Here is a 17,588-nt window from a genome sequence, read left to right on the forward strand (position 1 = left end):
TGGAGCACACACCATGTTGCAAGCCTATCGTGACCATGTGGCCGAGCGCGCCGCGCTGGGCATCCCGCCGCTGCCGCTGAATGCGCAGCAGACGGCCGACCTGATCGAGCTGATCAAGAACCCGCCCGCGGGCGAGGATCCGCAGTTTCTGCTGGACCTGCTGACGCACCGCGTGCCTCCGGGGGTGGACGACGCGGCCAAGGTCAAGGCGTCGTTCCTGGCCGCGGTGGCGCACGGTGACATCCAGGTCGGGCTGATCAGCAAGGCCAAGGCGACCGAGCTGCTGGGCACGATGGTGGGCGGCTACAACGTCAAGCCGCTGATCGACCTGCTGGACGACGCCGAGGTGGCGACGATCGCAGCCGAGGGTCTGAAGAAGACGCTGCTGATGTTCGACGCCTTCCACGACGTGGCCGAGAAGGTGCAGGCCGGCAACGCACATGCGCGCGCCGTCATGCAGAGCTGGGCGGATGCGGAGTGGTTCCTGTCGCGCCCGGAGGTGCCCAAGAAGATCACCGTCACCGCCTTCAAGGTGCCCGGCGAGACCAACACCGACGACCTGTCGCCTGCGCCGGACGCCTGGAGCCGCCCGGACATCCCGCTGCACGCGCTGGCGATGCTGAAGAACAAGCGCCCGGACGCGCCGTCCGAGCCGGACGAGGACGGCAAGCGCGGCCCGATCAGCGTGCTGCAAAAGCTCAAAGAAAAGGGGCACCTGGTCGCCTACGTCGGCGACGTGGTCGGCACCGGCTCCAGCCGCAAGTCGGCCACCAACAGCGTGATCTGGTGGACCGGGCACGACATCCCGTACGTGCCGAACAAGCGCTACGGCGGCGTGACGCTGGGCGGCAAGATCGCGCCGATCTTCTTCAACACGCAGGAAGACTCCGGCTCGCTGCCGATCGAGGTGGACGTCAGCAGGATCGAGTTCGGTGACGTCATCGACATCTACCCCTACGACGGCAAGATCGAGAAGAACGGCGAGGTCATCGCCACCTTCCAGCTCAAGAGCGAGGTGCTGCTGGACGAGGTGCGCGCCGGCGGCCGCATCAACCTGATCATCGGCCGGGGGCTGACCGCCAAGGCGCGCGAGTTCCTGGGTCTGCCGGCTTCCACGGTCTTTCGCCTGCCGAAGGCCCCGGTGGACACCGGCAAGGGCTACACGCTGGCGCAGAAGATGGTCGGCCGCGCCTGCGGACTGCCGGAAGGCAAGGGCATCCGCCCCGGCACCTACTGCGAGCCGAAGATGACCACCGTCGGCAGCCAGGACACCACCGGCCCGATGACGCGCGACGAGCTGAAGGACCTGGCCTGCCTGGGCTTCTCGGCCGACCTGGTGATGCAGTCGTTCTGCCACACCGCGGCCTATCCGAAGCCGGTGGACGTCAAGATGCACCGCGAGCTGCCGGCCTTCATCAGCAGCCGCGGCGGCGTCAGCCTGCGCCCAGGCGACGGCGTCATCCACTCGTGGCTCAACCGCATGCTGCTGCCGGACACGGTCGGCACGGGCGGCGACAGCCACACGCGCTTCCCGATCGGCATCAGCTTCCCCGCCGGCTCCGGGCTGGTGGCGTTTGCCGCCGCCACCGGCGTCATGCCGCTGGACATGCCCGAGAGCGTGCTGGTGCGCTTCAAGGGCCAGATGCAGCCCGGCATCACGCTGCGTGACCTGGTGCACGCGATTCCGCTCTACGCCATCAAGCAGGGCCTGCTGACGGTGGAGAAGAAGGGCAAGAAGAACATCTTCTCCGGCCGCATCCTGGAGATCGAGGGCCTGCCCGATCTGAAGGTGGAGCAGGCGTTCGAGCTGTCCGACGCCTCGGCGGAGCGCTCGGCGGCGGGCTGCACGATCAAGCTCAACAAGGAACCGATCATCGAGTACCTGCAGAGCAACATCGTGCTGCTCAAGAACATGATCGCCGACGGCTACCAGGACGCCCGCACGCTGGCGCGCCGCATCAAGGCGATGGAGGCCTGGCTGGCCAAGCCGGAGCTGCTGGAGGCCGACCCCGACGCCGAATACGCCGCGGTGATCGAGATCGACCTCAACGAGATCAAGGAGCCCATCCTGTGCTGCCCCAACGATCCGGACGACGCCAAGTTCCTGTCCGAGGTGCAGAACACCCCGATCGATGAGGCCTTCATCGGCTCGTGCATGACCAACATCGGCCACTTCCGCGCGGCGGCCAAGCTGCTGCATGGCCAGCGCGACATCCCGGTACGCCTGTGGGTGGCGCCGCCGACCAAGATGGACCAGAACGAGCTGATCAAGGAAGGCCACTACGCCGCCTTCGGTACGGCCGGTGCGCGCACCGAGATGCCCGGCTGCAGCCTGTGCATGGGCAACCAGGCGCAGGTGCGCGAGGGCGCGACGGTCGTCTCCACCAGCACGCGCAACTTCCCCAACCGCCTGGGCAAGAACACCAACGTGTTCCTGGCCTCGGCCGAGCTGGCGGCCATCGCGTCCCGCCTGGGGCGCCTGCCCACCCCGGCCGAGTACCACGCCGAGATGGGCGTGATCAACCAGAAGGCCGGCGAGGTGTACCGCTACATGAACTTCGACCAGATCGAGGAGTACGCGGAAACCGCCAAGGCCGTGACGGTCTGACCCCACGGCGTTTGCCCTGCTGAGCGGCCCCCTCGGGGGCCGTTTTTCGTGTTTCCCCTGCTCGGCGGCGTGCCGCTACCATTACGCATGACTTTGCGCATTCCCGAACTGCTGCTGCCCGCCGGCTCGCTGGCGCGCATGCGCGCGGCCTTCGACTTCGGCGCCGACGCCGTCTACGCCGGCCAGCCGCGCTATTCGCTGCGCGCGCGCAACAACGAATTCCGCCTGGAGCAGATCGCCCAGGGCATTGCCGAAGCGCACGCGCGCGGCAAGCGCTTCTTTGTGACCAGCAACCTGATCGCGCACAACGACAAGGTGCGCACCTACCTGCGCGACCTGGCGCCGGTGGTGGCGCTGCGGCCGGATGCGCTGATCATGGCCGACGCGGGCCTGATCATGCTGGTGCGCGAGGAGATGGAGCGCGGCCGCTGGCCCGAGGTGCCGATCCACCTGTCGGTGCAGGCCAACACGACCAACTGGGCAGCGGTGAAGTTCTGGCAGCGCGCCGGGGTGTCGCGCATCATCCTGAGCCGGGAGCTGAGCCTGGAGGAGATCGCGCAGATCCGCGACGCCTGCCCGGACGTGGAGCTGGAGGTGTTCGTGCACGGGGCGCTGTGCATTGCCTACTCCGGGCGCTGCCTGCTGAGCGGCTACTTCAACCGGCGCGACCCCAACCAGGGCACGTGCACCAACGCCTGCCGCTGGGGCTACCGCACGCACGCGGCCGGCGAGACCGACGCCGGCGACGTGCAGCCGCTGGGCGCTGTGGGCTGTGGCGCCGGATGCCGCAGCGCGGCGGGCGCGGACGGCGAGGGCGAGGCCGGCCGCTTGGGCGCCGACTTCGACTTTGCGCGCGAGCAGGCGCAGGCCGAGGCGCAGTGGGAGCCGGCGCCGTCCACCACCGGCGACGGGCGGCGCCACCCGCTCGCGGACCGCGTCTGGCTGTTGGAGGAGGCCTCGCGCCCCGGCGAGCTGATGCCGGTGATGGAGGACGAGCACGGCACCTACATCCTCAACAGCCGCGACCTGCGCGCGGTGGAGTATGTGGAGCGGCTGGTGCGCATCGGTGTCGATTCGCTCAAGATCGAGGGCCGCACCAAGAGCGCCTACTATGTGGCGCGCACGGCGCAGGTGTACCGGCGCGCGATCGACGAAGCGGTGGCGGGCCGGCCGTTCGACCCCAGCCTGTTGGCGGAGTTGGATGGCTTGTCCAACCGCGGCTACACCAGCGGCCTGCTGGAGCGCCGGCCGGCGCAGGACTATCAAAACTACGCCAGCGGCCACTCCGCGCCCACCCGCAGTCAGTATGTGGGTGACGTCGTCGGCGTGCGTGCCGACGGCTGGGCCGAGGTGGAGACCAAAAACCGCTTTGCCGTGGGCGACCGGTTGGAGGTGATCCACCCGCGCGGCAACCGCATCGTGACGCTGGCGGCGATGCAGGACGCCGAGGGGCGCGCGATCGAGGTTGCGGCCGGTAATCCGCTGCGCGTGTGGGTGCCGCTGGAGGGGCCGGCCGACGGCGCCCTGCTGGCCCGTTTGCTCTGATGGGGCGCGCCGCGCCTCAGCCCCGGATGGGGCCGGGGCGCACCAGCAGCTCCAGCGCCTGCCGCAGGGCCGGGGGCGGGGCGGGCGTGTCGGGGTCGGTGTCCACCACCTCGTAGCGCGTGCCGGCGGGCAGCAGGTGCACCCGCACGTCCAGCAGCGTCAGCGGCTCCTCGGGGTCCACCTCGCGCACGTTGGAGCGCATTTGCCGGCCGTCCACCAGGGTCACGGCACCGTTGCCCAGGACTTCGATGGACCGTCCGCGCTCGATCACCAACGCCGTGTCCTCGTCGATGCCCACCCCCAGCAGGTCCGGCCGCAGGGCGAGCGCCGACAGCAGCCGCCCGAGGCGGTGCCGTTCGTTGAAATGCTGGTCGATGATGGCGCTGGCGAGCAGCCCCAGGCCGATGTCGAGCGACACCGCGTCGCGGTACGGCCGCAGCGTGGGCTCGCCGATGGCCAGCATTTGCCGCGACAGCGCCGCCGCCCCCGCGCTGGTGCCGCCGATGCAGCAGCCGCGCACATGGAAGGCCAGGTGCAGGGCGCGCGCGGCCTGCGACTCCCAAAGCACGGACATCAGCCGCCGCTGGTCCCCGCCGCTGATGTAGACGCCGTCGGCGTCCAGAATGCGCTGCACCGCCGCGGGGTCGTTGGCTTCTTCCGCCGTGCGGAAGTCGATGGGCTCGACCCGCTGCGCGCCCAGCTCGGCAAAGACGCTGCGGTAGCCCTCCCAGGCGCCGGCCGGATCGCCGCTGGCCGCGGTGAGCAGGAGCAGCCGTGCCTGCGGGCCGCCGCTGAGCTCGATGAAACGGCGCAGGATCAGGCGGTCGCGCTGGCGGTCCTCGGCCCCGCCGACCGCGATCAGATGCCCGTAGCGGCGGCGGGCCGGGGTGGCGTACCCGGCGCCGGGCAGGCCCATCAGCCCGGTCAGTCCCGCAGCCAGACCGCCCGCCAGGCCCAACACACAGTCGCGACGGGTGGGCATGCGTGGCTTACAGGGTGGCCAAAACGGCGCGCGCGGCCTGCAGCGTCGCCTCGATCTCGGCCTCGCCGTGCGCGGCGCTGACGAAGCCGGCCTCGTACAGCGCCGGGGCGAAGTAGACGCCGCGCTCCAGCATCCCGTGGAAGAAGCGGTTGAAGCGCGGCGCGTCGCTGGCCATGACCTGGGCGTAGTTCTGCGGCAGCTGCGGCAGCAGGAAGAAGCCGAACATGCCGCCTTCGCTGTCGACGCTGAACGGCACGCCGGCGCGGTCGGCCTCGGCCTTGAGGCCCTCGACCAGCGCGCGCGTGCGCGCCGCGAGCTGCTCGAAGAAGCCCGGGCGCTGGATGAGGCGCAGCGTGGCCAGCCCGCAGGCGGTGGCCACCGGGTTGCCCGACAGCGTGCCGGCCTGGTAGACCGGCCCGAGCGGGGCCAGCTGCTCCATCACCGCGCGCTTGCCGCCGAAGGCCGCCAGCGGCATGCCGCCGCCGATGACTTTGCCCATCACCGTCATGTCCGGCTCGAAGCCCGGGATCAGGCGCGCGTAGAGGCTTTGCGCGCCGCCCAGCGCGACGCGAAAGCCGGTCATGACCTCGTCGAACACCAGCAGCGCGCCGTGCTGTGTGCAGAGTTCGCGGCAGCGGCGCATGAACGGCACGCTGGCACGCACGAAGTTCATGTTGCCGGCGATCGGCTCGATCATCAGCGCGGCGATCTGCGGCCCGTGCTCGGCGAACGCCGCCTCCAGCTGCGCGACGTTGTTGTATTCGAGCACCAGCGTGTGCTGCACCACCTCCGGCGGCACACCGGCGCTGGTGGGGTGGCCGAAAGTGGCCAGCCCGGAGCCGGCCTTGACCAGCAGCGCATCCGCATGGCCGTGGTAGCAGCCCTCGAACTTGATGATCTTGGGCCGGCCGGTGGCGCCGCGCGCCAGGCGGATCGCGCTCATGCCGGCCTCGGTGCCGGAGCTGACCAGGCGCACCATCTCCAGGCTCGGCAGCAGGCGGATGATTTCTTCGGCCAACTCGATCTCGCGCTCGGTGGGCGCGCCGAACGAAAAGCCGTCGCGCACGGCGGCCTGCACCGCCTCGAGCACCTCGGGGTGGCCGTGGCCGAGGATCATCGGCCCCCAGGAGCCGATGTAGTCGATGTAGCGCCGCCCGTCGGCGTCCCAGAAGCAGGGGCCCTCGGCGCGGGTGATGAAGCGCGGCGTGCCGCCGACGGCGCGGAAGGCGCGCACCGGCGAATTGACGCCGCCGGGGATGACGGCCTTGGCACGGTCGAACAAGAGTTGATTGCGGTCGGTCATGGTGAGGGAGAGGATTCGTCCGGGGCGTCGGCGCTGTCGTCGTCGGCCCAGAACAGTCGGTCGGGCACGGCGTGGCCCATGCCGGGCTGAAAGCCATTGGCCAGCGCCTGGTCCAGGTAGCCCAGCGCCTCGGCGCCGGCTTGCGAGAGCTCGCTGCCGTGTGCCAGCAGCGCGGTCAGGGCGGCGGAGAGCGTGTCCCCGGCCCCGATGAAGGTGGCGTCGATGCGCTCGAACTCGGCGTGGGCGAGCACGACCTCGGGCGAGGCCAGGTGGTTGTCGATGCGCTCGCCGCGCGCCTGGCCGGTGACCAGGGTGTAGGGCACGCCGTGCACCGCGGCGGCGCGGGCGATGTCGCGCGGGCCGGGCGGGCGCTCGTCGTCCCAATCGGGCAGCAGCCAGCGCGCCAGGGTGTGGTGGTTGCCCACCAGCACATCGGTCTGGGGCAGCACCAGGGCCTCGCAGGCTTCCAGGTAGGCCTCGCGCTCGCCGTCGGTCCACCAGGCCAGCTCGGGCAGGTAGGTGACCACGGGCAGTTCGTCGTAGTCGCTCAGGATGGCGCCGATGGCGGCCAGTCCGGCCGGGCTGCCGGCAAAGCCGACCTTGATCGCCGCCACGGACACGTCTTCCAGCACGGCGCGGGCTTGATCGTCGATCCAGTCGGCCTCCAGCGCATAGTGGCCGTGCAGGTGGCGCGTGTCGCGCAGCCACACGCAGGTGGCCACCGGCAGCACATGGCACGACGCACTGGCGATGGCGGTCTGGTCGGCCGCCAGTCCGCCGGCGCCGCTCGGGTCGCTGGCATTGAAGCACAGCACGCAGGGCGGGCGGGCCGGCGCTTCGCTGGCAGCGGTCGGGGTCTCGGGCATGGGGCGCGGGGGCCGTGGCTACAATGGGCCCATTCTACTTGGACGTGTCTGACCCACCTGCCATGACCACCCCGAACCGTACCTGGATGTGCCTGATCTGCGGCTGGATTTACGACGAGGCGGCGGGCGACCCCGAGCATGGCATCGCGCCTGGCACCCGCTGGGAGGACGTGCCGGTCAACTGGACCTGCCCGGAATGCGGCGCGCGCAAGGAAGATTTCGAGATGGTGCAGATCTGACACCCCGCCCCCGACGCCCGCACCGGCCATGGACCCCCGCCCTGCCGCGACTCGCAAGGTGCTGGTGGTCGATGACAGCCTGACGGTGCGGCGCAGCGCCGAGCGCGCCTTGCGCGGCGGGGGGCACGAGGTGTTGCTGGCGGCCGACGGCTTCGAGGCCTTGGCGCTGATCCACGACTTTGCGCCGGATCTGGTGTTCTGCGACATTCTGATGCCGCGGCTGGACGGCTACCAGACCTGCGCCATCATCAAGCGCCACCCCCGCTTTGCGGCCGTGCCGGTGGTGATGCTGTCCTCGCGCGACGGGGTGTTCGACATCGCGCGCGCGCGCCTGGCCGGCGCCAGCGATCATCTGGCCAAGCCGTTCACGGCCGAGGGGCTGCTGGAGGCGGTGGCGCGCTACGCCCCCTCCGGCGCGGTGGCCGAGGCGCCGTAGCGGGCGGCGGAGCGGCGGCCGTGAAGGACATCCTGGTGGTCGACGATTCGCGCACCGAGCAGGTGTATCTGCGCAACCTGCTCACGCGCCACGGCTACCAGGTGCGCAGCGCCTACGATGCCGAGCAGGCGTGGCGCGCGCTCGAGGCCCAGCGGCCCGACCTGATTCTGATGGATGTGGTCATGCCGGGGACCAACGGCTTTGCGCTTACCCGCACGATTGCCCGCCACCCGGCCTATGCCGATGTGCCCATCGTCATCTGCTCCAGCAAGCGGCAAGAGACCGACCGCGTCTGGGGCCTGCGGCAGGGCGCGCGCGACTATCTCACCAAGCCGCTCGATCCGGCCGTGCTGCTCGGCAAGATCGAGGCGATCCTGGCGGACGGCGGAGACGGCGATGGCGGCGTTGGCTGAGCACCCGGCGCAGGGGCCGCATGGCCTGACGGCGTTTCAGGCCGACCTGGCCCGGCGGCTCGCGGCCGCCGTGCGCGAGCCGGTGCGCCCCGGCTGGATGGCCTTGAGTTGGCGGGGCGTCGAGGTGCTGCTGCCGCTCACCGATGCCAGCGAGATCGTATCCCCCCTGCCGGTGCAGCCGCTGCCCCACGCCCGGCCGTGGGTGCGGGGTGTCGCCGGGGTGCGCGGGGCGGTGGTCGCCCTCATCGACTGGGTGGCGGCGCTCGGTCTGCCGCCAGCCGGTGGCGCAGTCGGGCCGGACCGGCCCGCGCCGACCCATTGGCTGATCCTGGCCCCGGCCACCGGCTTGCCCCTGGCGCTGTGCGTGGACCGGCTGCCGGGGCTGCGCGGCCCCGCACCCCTGACGCCGGCGGCTGCGCCCGCCCCATGGCGCAAGGCCTGGCGGGACGCCGATGGCCGGGTGGTTCCCCAAATGGACGCCGCCCTGATCCGCGACCGCATCGCCCCAGCGGGGCTGCACCAGCCCGCCTGGGCACCGCCACCGAGGACCGACCATGTTTGATGCCCTGCGCCAGCGCGCCGCCCCTTCCCGCGCCCCGGTCGTGGACGATGTGCCGTCCGGGCTCGACTCCACGCTGGGCGAGGCGGGCTCCACCCTGGGGGACTCCACCTACGCCCGTCCCTCCGCCGCCGCGCGCGGGGACCGGTCCGCCCGTCCGCCCGCGGCCCCAGCCGGTGCCGCTCGCCCGCGCGCCACGGCAGCCGAGCCCGTCGAGGCCCATCAAGCCGACGGGGCCGGCGGGCCGGCTTTGTGGCTGGCGGGGCTGGGCACGCTGGCCATGGCCGTGTCCGCCATCGCCCCGGTGTTCGCGGGCGACGCGCTGCCGCTGCCGCTCGCCTGGTGGCCCGCGTTGACCGCGGGGGGCGGCGCGCTCGCCGTCGCGGGTCTGGCAATGGCCTGGCGCGCGCAACGGATCCGGGTGCGCCAGCGGGAGGCCGAGCTGGAGCGCACGCGGGCCCAGGCGCTGGAGCAGCAGCGCGAGGCCAAGCGGGTCAACGACGCCACCCAGGCCGCCATCCTGCGCCTGATGAACGAACTGCAGGCGGTGGCGGAGGGCGATCTGACCCAGCAGGCATCGGTGACGGAGGACATCACCGGCGCCATCGCCGACTCGGTCAACTACACCGTGGAGGAACTGCGCACCCTCGTGGCCCAGGTGCAGGCCGCCGCGCAGCGCGTCGCCGAGACCACGGCGCGCGTGGAAAACACCTCCATCGAACTGCTGGCCGCGTCCACCGAGCAGTTGCGCGAGATCCGCGAAACCGGTCAGTCCGTGCTCGACATGTCCGGCCGCATCACCGAGGTGGCCGCGCAGGCGCAAGCCTCGGCCGATGCGGCCCGGCAGGCCCGGGCCGCCGCCGAGTCGGGCGCGCGCGCCGTGCAGGAGACCATCGGCGGCATGAGCACGATCCGCGAGCAGATCCAGGACACCGCCCGGCGCATCAAGCGGCTGGGCGAGTCCTCGCAGGAGATCGGGGAAATCACCGACCTGATCGCCGACATCACCGAACAGACCAATGTGCTGGCGCTCAACGCCGCCATCCAGGCCGCCAGCGCGGGCGAGGCGGGGCGGGGCTTTTCGGTCGTGGCCGAGGAGGTACAGCGGCTGGCCGAGCGCAGCGCCGACGCCACGCGCCAGATCGCCGCGCTGGTGCGCGCCATCCAGGCCGACACGCAGGACGCCGTGCTGGCGATGGAGCGCTCCACGCGCGAGGTCGTCGAAGGTGCGCGGCTGTCCGACAACGCCGGCGCGGCGCTGGCCGAAATCGACCGCCTGTCGCGGCAGGCGGCGGAGCTGGTGGAACAAATCGCCGGTTCGGCCGGTCGCGAGGCGGCGCTGGCCGGGCAGACGGCGACCAGCATCCAGCACATCCTGGGCGTCACCGAGCAGACCGGCGAGGGCACGCGCTCCACGGTGCAGCAGGTGCGCGAGCTGGCCCGCGTGGCGGACGAGCTGCGCCAGTCGGTGGCCCGCTTCAAGATCCGCTGAGACGTGGCCGAGCGCGACGACGCCCCGCCATCACCGCCCATCGCCGTGGGCGGGCCGGGGGCCGATCCGGGGCCGCTGGCGTGGCTTCGGGAGGCGCTGGAGCACACGCTGGACGCCACCCTGGCCGCGGTGCGGCAGTATGTGGCGGCGCACGAGCGCTCCCGCGCGGGCGATCTGGCCGCGGTGGACGACAGCGAGCTGCGCTGGCAGGTCCAGGCCCTGCACCAAGCCGCCGGCGCGCTGGACATGGTGGAGCTGCCGGCCGAGGCCCGCACCGTCGCGGCCCTGCAGGCCGTGTTGGAGCGGCTGGTGCAGCGCCCGCTGGCGGCAGAGGCCGCCGTCCTCCCGCTGGTCGAGCGCGGCGTGTGGGCGCTGCGCGATCAACTGCAGCGCCACCTGCGCCAGCAGGGGCTGCCGGGGCTGGCGCTGTTCCCCACGTACCGGGATTGGCAGCAGTGGGCGCAGGGCCGCGCGCACCCGGCCGACCTGTGGGGGGCATCCCTGCCGCCGGCGGTGGAGCCGCCCCCGGGCCCGACCGTCGCGCCTGGGCCGCGCGTGCGCACCCACCTGGAGCGGTTGGCGCTGCCGCTGTTGCGCGAGGGGCGCCCCAGCGCGGCCGCGGCCTTGGCCCGGCTGGCCGGTGGCGTGTCGCGGGCGGTGGACGATGGGGCGCAGCGGCGGTTCTGGCTGATCGCCGCCGCGGTGTTCGAGGGGCTGGCCGCCCAGCGGCTGCCGCTGGATGTGTGGGTCAAGCGGGCGCTGGCCGCGCTGCTGCGCCAGCTGGCGGCCGAGGGGGCCGTCGGGGCGCCGAGCGCCGACGGGGCCGCATCGGCCCGCTGGGACGCCGCCGCGCGCGAGTGGCTGTACCTGGCGGCGCGCATCGACCCGGCGCCCGACGATGCGCTGCCGCATGCCGCCGTGCTGTGGCGCGCGATGGGCTGGCAGGCCCCGTTGCGGTGGGATCCCGAGCAGCGGGTGCTCGGCGCCGTGGACCCGCACGTTGTCGCCCGCGTTCAGGCTGCCGCGGCCGATGTGCAGCGCCGCTGGGAGGCGGCCGATGCTCAGGGCGGCACCGCCCCGCCGGCTGCCGCCGTGACGGCCCTGGCCGATGCCTTGGCCGACGGGCCCGATCCCTGGCCGACCCTGGCAGACGCCTGGCGGGCCTGGGCCGCACACCCCGAGGGGGCCGGCACACCGTCGAGCGAACCCGTGCTCGCGCTGCTGGGTTTGCAGGCGGAGCTGGAGTCCGTCGATCCCCTGGACCCGGCACAGGCCGACCGGCTGCGCACCCTGGCGGACCGGCTGCGTGCCGCGGCGGCAGGACAGGCGCTGCCCCCACCGCCACCGTGGTTGAGCGAGCGCTACCGCGCCTGGAGCGAGCGCGAGGGCGCCCGGCGCCTGACGGCCGAGTGGCGCCACGAACTGGCCGCGCTCGAAGCCGCTTTCGAGGCCCTGTGGCGCCAGGGCGATGCCGCGGCATGGACCGGCCTGCGGGCGGTGCCCCAGCGCCTGCAGCGGCTGCGCGGCCATGCGGCCCTGATGAACATGCCCGCCGTGGCCGACGCCTTGACCATCATGGACAAGGCTGTGACCGAATGGCTGGCGCAGGGCGCCTTGCCCGCCCCGGCCGAGCGGCAGGCGCAAGTCGAGCGCATTGGGGCCAACCTCGCCGCCCTGGGGGCTTGGATCGACGTGTGGGAGCGCGAGCCGGCGCTGGCGGCGCAGACCTTCGGCTTCGATGCCGAGGCAGGGGTGTTGCGCGCGGTGCAGGCCGCCGCCACGGCCGTGCGCGCCGAGCCGGCGGCCGCCGACGCGAGCGCCGAGGCCCCTGCCGACACCGATGCCGAGTCCGACGCCCCCGACATCGACGAGCGGGCGATCTTTCTAGCCGAGGCGCGCGACCTGCTGGCCGGCATGGCCACGGCGCTCGACGCCCTGCGTGCCGCCCCCGGCGACCAAGCGGCCCTGGCGCGGCTGCGGCGGCTCTTTCATACGCTCAAGGGCAGCGCGCGGCTGGTCGGGCTGACGGCGCTTGGCGAGGCCGCCTGGCAGGCCGAGCGGCGGCTGAACACCTGGCTGGCCGAAGCGCGGCCGCTGGCGCCCGCCGAGCGGGACGCGATCGCCGCGGCGCACGCCTGTCTGGTCCCGTGGGTGGACGCCTGGGCGCATGGCGGCCCACCGGCCGACGACGCGCGGCGCCTTGCCGAGGTGGAAGCCGCGTTGCAGGGGGCCGAACCCCAGGCGGCGCAGCCCCCCGCCCCGACTGAGCCGGCGCCCATCCCGGTGCCTATGCCGGCGCCGATCCACATTGGCCCGTTGGTGCTGGATCCCGAGCTGTACCAGGTCTTTTTGCAGGAGGCGGATGGGCATTCCCTGGCGTTGGAGCAAACGCTGGAGGATTGGGCCGACGGGGTGGGCGGCGCCGGCGAGACCGCCGACGTGCAGGCCGCGGCCGAGCGGGCCCATGCGCTGGCCGGTCAGGCCGCCACCATCGGGCATGCCCCGCTGGCCGCGCTCGCGCGTGCGCTGGAGGAGGCGCTGCTGCGCGCCGCCACCCACCCCGCGCCGCCAGCGAACGACCGGGCCGTCGTGGCGCGTGCCGCCCGCGAGTTGCGTGGGCTGCTGCACCAACTGGCCGCGGGCTGCTACCGCGAACCCGCGGCCGACACCTTGAGTGCCTTGGCCGACTGGCCGCCGGCGCCGACCAATATTGCTCCCGACGCCCCGGCGGCGCTCGACGACTTTCGGACGGAAGCCGCCGATCTGCTGCCGCGCCTGTCGGCCGCGCTGGTCCGGTGGGCCGGCCGGGGCGACGGTGCCGCCCAGGCGGAGCTGCTGCGCTTGCTGCACACCGCCAAAGGCGGGGCGCGCCTGGCCGGTCTGGCGGCGCTGGCCGAGCAGGCGCACGCGCTGGAAGCCCAGGTGCTGGCCGTGCCCGCCGACGGCCCCGTGCCGCCGGCCCTGCGCCAGGCCCTGGACGCCTGGATGGCCCAGGCCGAACAGGCGGGCCGCGGCGATTCGGCCGAACCTCCGCCCGCCGCCCCGGCCCTGCGGCCCCCGCTTTCCGCATCCGCCTCGCCCCTTTCGCCCCCCGCGCCGGGGGAGCCCGAGCCGGTGCTGCGCGTGCGGGCGGACCTGATCGAGCGGCTGCTGGCGGGCGTGACCGACCAACTGGCCAACCGCCAGCGCCTCGGCGGGGAGCTGGGGGCGCTGCGCCGCTCGCTGCGCGACATGGCGGCCAACGTCGAGCGGCTGCGCCAGCAATGGCGCGAGCTGCAGCGCCAGACCGAATCCCAGACGCCGGCGCGCGTTTCGGGTCCCGTGCCGGACGGCTTCGACGCCCTGGAGCTGGACCGCTACACCCGCGTGCAGGAGCTGACCCGGTTGCTGGCCGAGTCCATCGACGACGTGGCCACCGTGCAGCACCAGATGCAGCGCGCGGTGGCCGCTGCCGAAGGGCATCTGGCCGCGCAGGAGCGCCAGGCCCGCGACGGACAGCGCGCGCTGCTGGAGGCCCGGCTCGTGCCCTTCGACAGCGTGGCCGAGCGCCTGGCCCGCGGTCTGCGGCAAGCCGCCGAGGCCCGCGGCCGCACCGTCGAGTGGCACCTGGAGGGCGGTGCCGCGGTGCTGGACCGCGCCGTGCTCGAACGGCTGGTGCCGGTGCTGGAACACCTGCTGCGCAATGCGGTGGTGCACGGCATCGAGTCGCCCGAGGCTCGGGTCGCCGCGGGCAAGCCGCCCGCGGGACGCATCGCCCTTGCGTTGCAGGTGCAGGGGCAGGACCTGAGCCTGACGCTGACCGATGACGGCGCCGGGCTGGATCTGGAGGGACTGCGCCGTCGTGCCGTGGCGGCCGGTCTGCACCCGGCGGATGCGCCGTTCACGCGCGGCGACGCGGTGCGCTGTGCGCTGGCGCCGGGCATCAGCACGGCAACCCAGGTGGACGAGTGGGCGGGGCGCGGCATCGGGCTGGATGCGGTGCGCAGCGAGCTGCTCGCGCTGGGGGGGCGGATCGAGGGCTTCGAGCCCGCCGGGGGCGGGACCGGCTGGCATCTGGTGGTCCCGCTGACGACGGCGATCACCGCCGTGGTGCTGGTGCGGGTGGACGACCGGGTGATCGGCCTGCCCGTGCCCTGGGTGGAGGCGGTGCGCCGCGTCCACGGCCCGGAGCTGACCGCGGCCGAGCTGGCCGGCCAGTGGCGCGAGGGGGCGGCGCTGATGCCCTTGTTCTGGCTGGGCGCGCTGCTGGGCGTGTCGCCGCGCCCGTCCCCGCGTGCCGATCGCCGCGGCATCCCCGTGCTGGAGTGCCACAGCGCAGGCCGCCGGGTCGCGCTGCGCGTGGACGCCGTGCTGGGGCGTCAGACGGTCGTGCTGCGTCCGCTGCCGCCGTTGCTGGCGCGCCAGCCCGGGCTGGTCGGTGCCAGCGTGCTGCCCGACGGCGGTGTGGTGCTGATCTACCATCCGCTGGCGCTGATGGCCGAGTATGGCGAGGGGGCGCGCCGCTGGGCGGCCGACACGGGGGGCACCCCGGCAGCGCAGGCTGCGCGCAGCGCGTCGCCCCCTGCCGTGGCCCCTCTGGTGTTGGTGGTGGACGACTCCATCACCGTGCGCCGCGTCACCCAGCGCCTGCTGCGCCGCGCCGGCTATCGGGTGGCGTTGGCGGGCGACGGGGTCCAGGCGCTGGAGCGCCTGCGCGAGGAGGCGCCGGTCGTCGTGCTGTGCGACATCGAGATGCCGCGCATGGACGGCTTCGAGCTGGTGCGGGCCTTGCGCAACGATCCGCGCTGGACCGATCTGCCGGTGGTGATGGTCACCTCCCGCCTGGCCGACAAGCACCGCGCCCATGCCGAATCGCTGGGCGTCAACCACTACCTGGGCAAGCCCTATGCCGAGGACGAGCTGCTCGCGCTCGTCGCGGCCTATGCGCGGCTGGCGCCGCCGGGCGGGCGCGGGCTCAGCCCTTCCTGACCACGGCGTAGCGCTCCAGCGTGCGGGCGCGCGCCTCGGCATGGTCCACGATCGGCATGGGATAGTCGCGCCCCAGCACCACCCCGGCGGTCTGCAGGTCGGCCGGCTTGGCCAGCCAGGGCGCGTGCAGCGCCTCGGTCGGCAGCGCGGCCAGCTCGGGCAGGTAGCGGCGGATGAATTTGCCCTGCGGATCGAACTTCTGGCTCTGGTTGACCGGGTTGAAGATGCGAAAGTACGGCTGCGCATCGCAGCCGCTGGAGGCCGCCCACTGCCAGCCGCCGTTGTTGGCCGCCAGATCGAAGTCGATCAGGTGATCCGCAAAGTACTGCTCGCCCCAGCGCCAGTCCAGTCCCAGATCCTTGGTCAGAAAGCTGGCCACCACCATGCGCAGGCGGTTGTGCATGTAGCCCGTGCGGTTGAGCTGGTGCATTGCCGCATCCACCAGCGGGTAGCCGGTGCGCCCCTCGCGCCAGGCCGCGAACAGCGCCTCGGCGTGCTTGCCGCGCTCCCAGCGGATGGCGTCGTACTCCGGCTTGAAGGCGCGGCCTTCCCCGACCTGCGGAAAATTGGCCAGGATTTGGTGGTAGAAGTCGCGCCAGATCAGCTCGTACAGCCATGCGGTCGCGCCCGCCAGCCCCTGCCGGTGCAGCCCGTGGGCCAGGCCCGCCGCGGTCCGAATGCTCAGGGTGCCAAAGCGCAGGTGCACGCTCAGGTAGCTGGGCCCCTTGACCGCTGGGAAATCGCGCGCCTGGTGGTAGTGCTCGATGCGGGTGGCGAAATCCTCCAACAATGCGCGGGCACCGCGGCTGCCGGTGCGCACCTTCAGCTCGCGCAGATTGGTGCGCGCAAAGCCCAGGCTTTCCAGCGGCGGCACGCCCGGCGGCAGATCGGCCGGGCAGGGCGCCAGCGCGTCGGCGTAGCGCTCCACCGGGTAGGCCTTGAGCTGAAAGTCGGTCAGCGCCCTGAGCCACGCATTGCGGTACGGCGTGAACACCGTGAACGGCCGGCCGTTGCCCGTCAGCACCTCGTGCCGCTCGAAGATCACATGGTCCTTGAAGGTCTGCAGCACCGCCCCCCCGTGTGCCAGCGCGCCCAGCACCTGGGCGTCGCGCGCGCGGGCATAGGGCTCGTCGTCGTGGTTGGCAAACACCGTCTGCGCGCCAAGCTGGGCCGCTACGCGCGGGACGACCTCGGCGGCCGCGCCGTGGCGCACGATCAGCCCCACCCCGTCCACCCCGTTGGAGCGCCCCAGGGCACGCAGTTGCTCGTCCAGGTCGATCAGGCTTTCGTGGATGAACTCCACACGGCGGTCCGCCGCCAGGCCACGCGCCAGCAGCGGCTGCAAAATCGCCGTGTCGAACACGAACACACACCACACCCGGCGACAGTGCTTGAGCGCGTGGTAGAGCGCGGCGTTGTCCTCGGCCCGCAGGTCACGGCGAAACCACATCAGGCCGGTGTCGTAGTGTTTGGGGGCGGTGGGCATGCCAGTCAGGGGTTGATCAGCGGCAGACAGTCAGCCGGGCTGATGATGGTGCTGCCCGGGCGCGGGTGGACGTGCAGCAGCCGGTCCCCGGTGACCAGTGCCGCGGTGGGCTCCATCGCCAGCAAGGCCCACAAATGGGCATCCCCTGGGTCGGGTGTCGTATGCAGGCGATCGTCCGGAGGGTCTCGCCACAGGGCGTTGGCAACGATCTCGGTCAAGATCGTGTCGATCTCGGCTTCGGTCAACCCATGGACTCGGCGCAGCTTGGGCCGCAGCAGGACGCACCGGTATTCGTCCAGCAGCGCGGGCGACAGCAAAAATGGCAGGCGCCCGGCCAGCATCGCATCCAGGACCTGGGCGGTCGGGCTGTTTCGATCCCCCGTGATCAGCCCCGCCGCCAAGACGTTGGTGTCGATGATGAAACACCGGCTCATGCGCCGCGGATTCGCCGGGTTTCCTCGACGGACAGCGCTAGTGTGTCGGCCTCCGCCAGCCCCGCTCGCTGACGGGCCTGCGCCACCAAGGCGCGTGCGCTGTGCACCGGCTTGATGCCCCGCATCACCAGGCTTTCTTCGATGATTTTGTTGATCGAGCGCCCTTGACGAACGGCAGCCTCCTTGAGGGCCTGGTGCAGACCGTCGTCCAGCGTGATGGTCAGTCGGCTCATGGCGAATGCAGCGGTGGGGGAGCT

General features: G+C 72.6%; 13 protein-coding genes and 1 pseudogene. 8 read left to right on the forward strand and 6 right to left on the reverse strand.

Annotation, left to right across the window (positions count from 1 at the left end; genetic code table 11):
• Positions 1–13 precede the first annotated feature (13 nt).
• Both acnB and trhP read left to right on the forward strand, forming a co-directional pair.
• Positions 14–2,608, forward strand: a complete 2,595-nt coding sequence (acnB, locus tag Tfont_RS10915; RefSeq protein WP_143969469.1) for a bifunctional aconitate hydratase 2/2-methylisocitrate dehydratase — start codon at positions 14–16, stop codon at positions 2,606–2,608.
• 87 nt (positions 2,609–2,695) lie between these two features.
• Positions 2,696–4,153, forward strand: a complete 1,458-nt coding sequence (gene trhP, locus Tfont_RS10920; protein ID WP_143969470.1) for a prephenate-dependent tRNA uridine(34) hydroxylase TrhP — start codon at positions 2,696–2,698, stop codon at positions 4,151–4,153.
• Positions 4,154–4,169: 16 nt separating this feature from the next.
• Here the strand turns inward: trhP and Tfont_RS10925 are convergent, their stop codons facing one another.
• The 3 genes from Tfont_RS10925 to thiD are packed head-to-tail and all read right to left on the reverse strand — an operon-like array spanning position 4,170 to position 7,304.
• Complete coding sequence (locus Tfont_RS10925; RefSeq protein ID WP_082955267.1) at positions 4,170–5,135, reverse strand: cyanophycinase; 966 nt, start codon at positions 5,133–5,135, stop codon at positions 4,170–4,172.
• Positions 5,136–5,142: 7 nt separating this feature from the next.
• Positions 5,143–6,438, reverse strand: a complete 1,296-nt coding sequence (gene hemL / locus Tfont_RS10930) for a glutamate-1-semialdehyde 2,1-aminomutase (protein ID WP_068606596.1) — start codon at positions 6,436–6,438, stop codon at positions 5,143–5,145.
• On the reverse strand, positions 6,435–7,304 hold the full coding sequence (gene thiD, locus Tfont_RS10935; RefSeq protein ID WP_068606595.1) for a bifunctional hydroxymethylpyrimidine kinase/phosphomethylpyrimidine kinase: 870 nt from the start codon (positions 7,302–7,304) through the stop codon (positions 6,435–6,437). The genes hemL and thiD overlap by 4 nt, the downstream gene beginning before the upstream one ends.
• 62 nt (positions 7,305–7,366) lie before the next feature.
• Here thiD and Tfont_RS10940 point away from each other — a divergent pair, with 62 nt between their 5' ends.
• The 6 genes and pseudogenes from Tfont_RS10940 (at position 7,367) to Tfont_RS10965 (ending at position 15,411) form a co-directional block, all read left to right on the forward strand.
• Positions 7,367–7,543, forward strand: a complete 177-nt coding sequence (locus Tfont_RS10940; RefSeq protein WP_082955266.1) for a rubredoxin — start codon at positions 7,367–7,369, stop codon at positions 7,541–7,543.
• Between the two features lie 28 nt (positions 7,544–7,571).
• Positions 7,572–7,979, forward strand: coding sequence for a response regulator (locus Tfont_RS10945; RefSeq protein ID WP_143969471.1), 408 nt, complete (start codon positions 7,572–7,574; stop codon positions 7,977–7,979).
• A 20-nt stretch (positions 7,980–7,999) separates the two neighbouring features.
• On the forward strand, positions 8,000–8,392 hold the full coding sequence (locus tag Tfont_RS10950; RefSeq protein ID WP_068606588.1) for a response regulator: 393 nt from the start codon (positions 8,000–8,002) through the stop codon (positions 8,390–8,392).
• Complete coding sequence (locus Tfont_RS10955) at positions 8,376–8,954, forward strand: chemotaxis protein CheW (RefSeq protein WP_068606586.1); 579 nt, start codon at positions 8,376–8,378, stop codon at positions 8,952–8,954. Before Tfont_RS10950 ends, Tfont_RS10955 begins: the two co-directional genes overlap by 17 nt.
• 469 nt (positions 8,955–9,423) lie before the next feature.
• A pseudogene (locus Tfont_RS10960) lies at positions 9,424–10,443 on the forward strand (methyl-accepting chemotaxis protein); the annotation flags it as partial.
• Between the two features lie 3 nt (positions 10,444–10,446).
• Positions 10,447–15,411 (forward strand): hybrid sensor histidine kinase/response regulator, encoded by a 4,965-nt coding sequence (locus tag Tfont_RS10965; RefSeq protein WP_143969473.1) that lies wholly within the window; start codon positions 10,447–10,449, stop codon positions 15,409–15,411.
• Here Tfont_RS10965 and Tfont_RS10970 read toward each other — a convergent pair.
• Genes Tfont_RS10970 through Tfont_RS10980 form a run of 3 tightly spaced genes read right to left on the reverse strand, consistent with a single transcriptional unit; the run spans position 15,398 to position 17,564 of the window.
• Positions 15,398–16,897, reverse strand: a complete 1,500-nt coding sequence (locus tag Tfont_RS10970; RefSeq protein WP_143969474.1) for a cryptochrome/photolyase family protein — start codon at positions 16,895–16,897, stop codon at positions 15,398–15,400. The genes Tfont_RS10965 and Tfont_RS10970 overlap by 14 nt on opposite strands.
• Before the next feature lie 5 nt (positions 16,898–16,902).
• On the reverse strand, positions 16,903–17,331 hold the full coding sequence (locus Tfont_RS10975; RefSeq protein ID WP_068606580.1) for a putative toxin-antitoxin system toxin component, PIN family: 429 nt from the start codon (positions 17,329–17,331) through the stop codon (positions 16,903–16,905).
• Positions 17,328–17,564 carry a CopG family transcriptional regulator gene (locus Tfont_RS10980; RefSeq protein ID WP_068606578.1) on the reverse strand — a complete coding sequence of 79 codons (237 nt, stop codon included), beginning with the start codon at positions 17,562–17,564 and terminating at the stop codon, positions 17,328–17,330. Before Tfont_RS10980 ends, Tfont_RS10975 begins: the two co-directional genes overlap by 4 nt.
• Positions 17,565–17,588: the final 24 nt, after the last annotated feature.

Origin of the sequence: Tepidimonas fonticaldi, from assembly GCF_007556755.1 — a bacterium.
GTDB lineage: Bacteria > Pseudomonadota > Gammaproteobacteria > Burkholderiales > Burkholderiaceae_C > Tepidimonas > Tepidimonas fonticaldi.

Coding starts and splice junctions, on each gene's coding strand:
- acnB (WP_143969469.1), top strand. CDS start 14: ATGTTGCAAGCCTATCGTGACCATGTGGCCGAGCGCGCCGCGCTGGGC.
- trhP (WP_143969470.1), top strand. CDS start 2,696: ATGACTTTGCGCATTCCCGAACTGCTGCTGCCCGCCGGCTCGCTGGCG.
- Tfont_RS10925 (WP_082955267.1), bottom strand. CDS start 5,135: ATGCCCACCCGTCGCGACTGTGTGTTGGGCCTGGCGGGCGGTCTGGCT.
- hemL (WP_068606596.1), bottom strand. CDS start 6,438: ATGACCGACCGCAATCAACTCTTGTTCGACCGTGCCAAGGCCGTCATC.
- thiD (WP_068606595.1), bottom strand. CDS start 7,304: ATGCCCGAGACCCCGACCGCTGCCAGCGAAGCGCCGGCCCGCCCGCCC.
- Tfont_RS10940 (WP_082955266.1), top strand. CDS start 7,367: ATGACCACCCCGAACCGTACCTGGATGTGCCTGATCTGCGGCTGGATT.
- Tfont_RS10945 (WP_143969471.1), top strand. CDS start 7,572: ATGGACCCCCGCCCTGCCGCGACTCGCAAGGTGCTGGTGGTCGATGAC.
- Tfont_RS10955 (WP_068606586.1), top strand. CDS start 8,376: ATGGCGGCGTTGGCTGAGCACCCGGCGCAGGGGCCGCATGGCCTGACG.
- Tfont_RS10970 (WP_143969474.1), bottom strand. CDS start 16,897: ATGCCCACCGCCCCCAAACACTACGACACCGGCCTGATGTGGTTTCGC.
- Tfont_RS10975 (WP_068606580.1), bottom strand. CDS start 17,331: ATGAGCCGGTGTTTCATCATCGACACCAACGTCTTGGCGGCGGGGCTG.
- Tfont_RS10980 (WP_068606578.1), bottom strand. CDS start 17,564: ATGAGCCGACTGACCATCACGCTGGACGACGGTCTGCACCAGGCCCTC.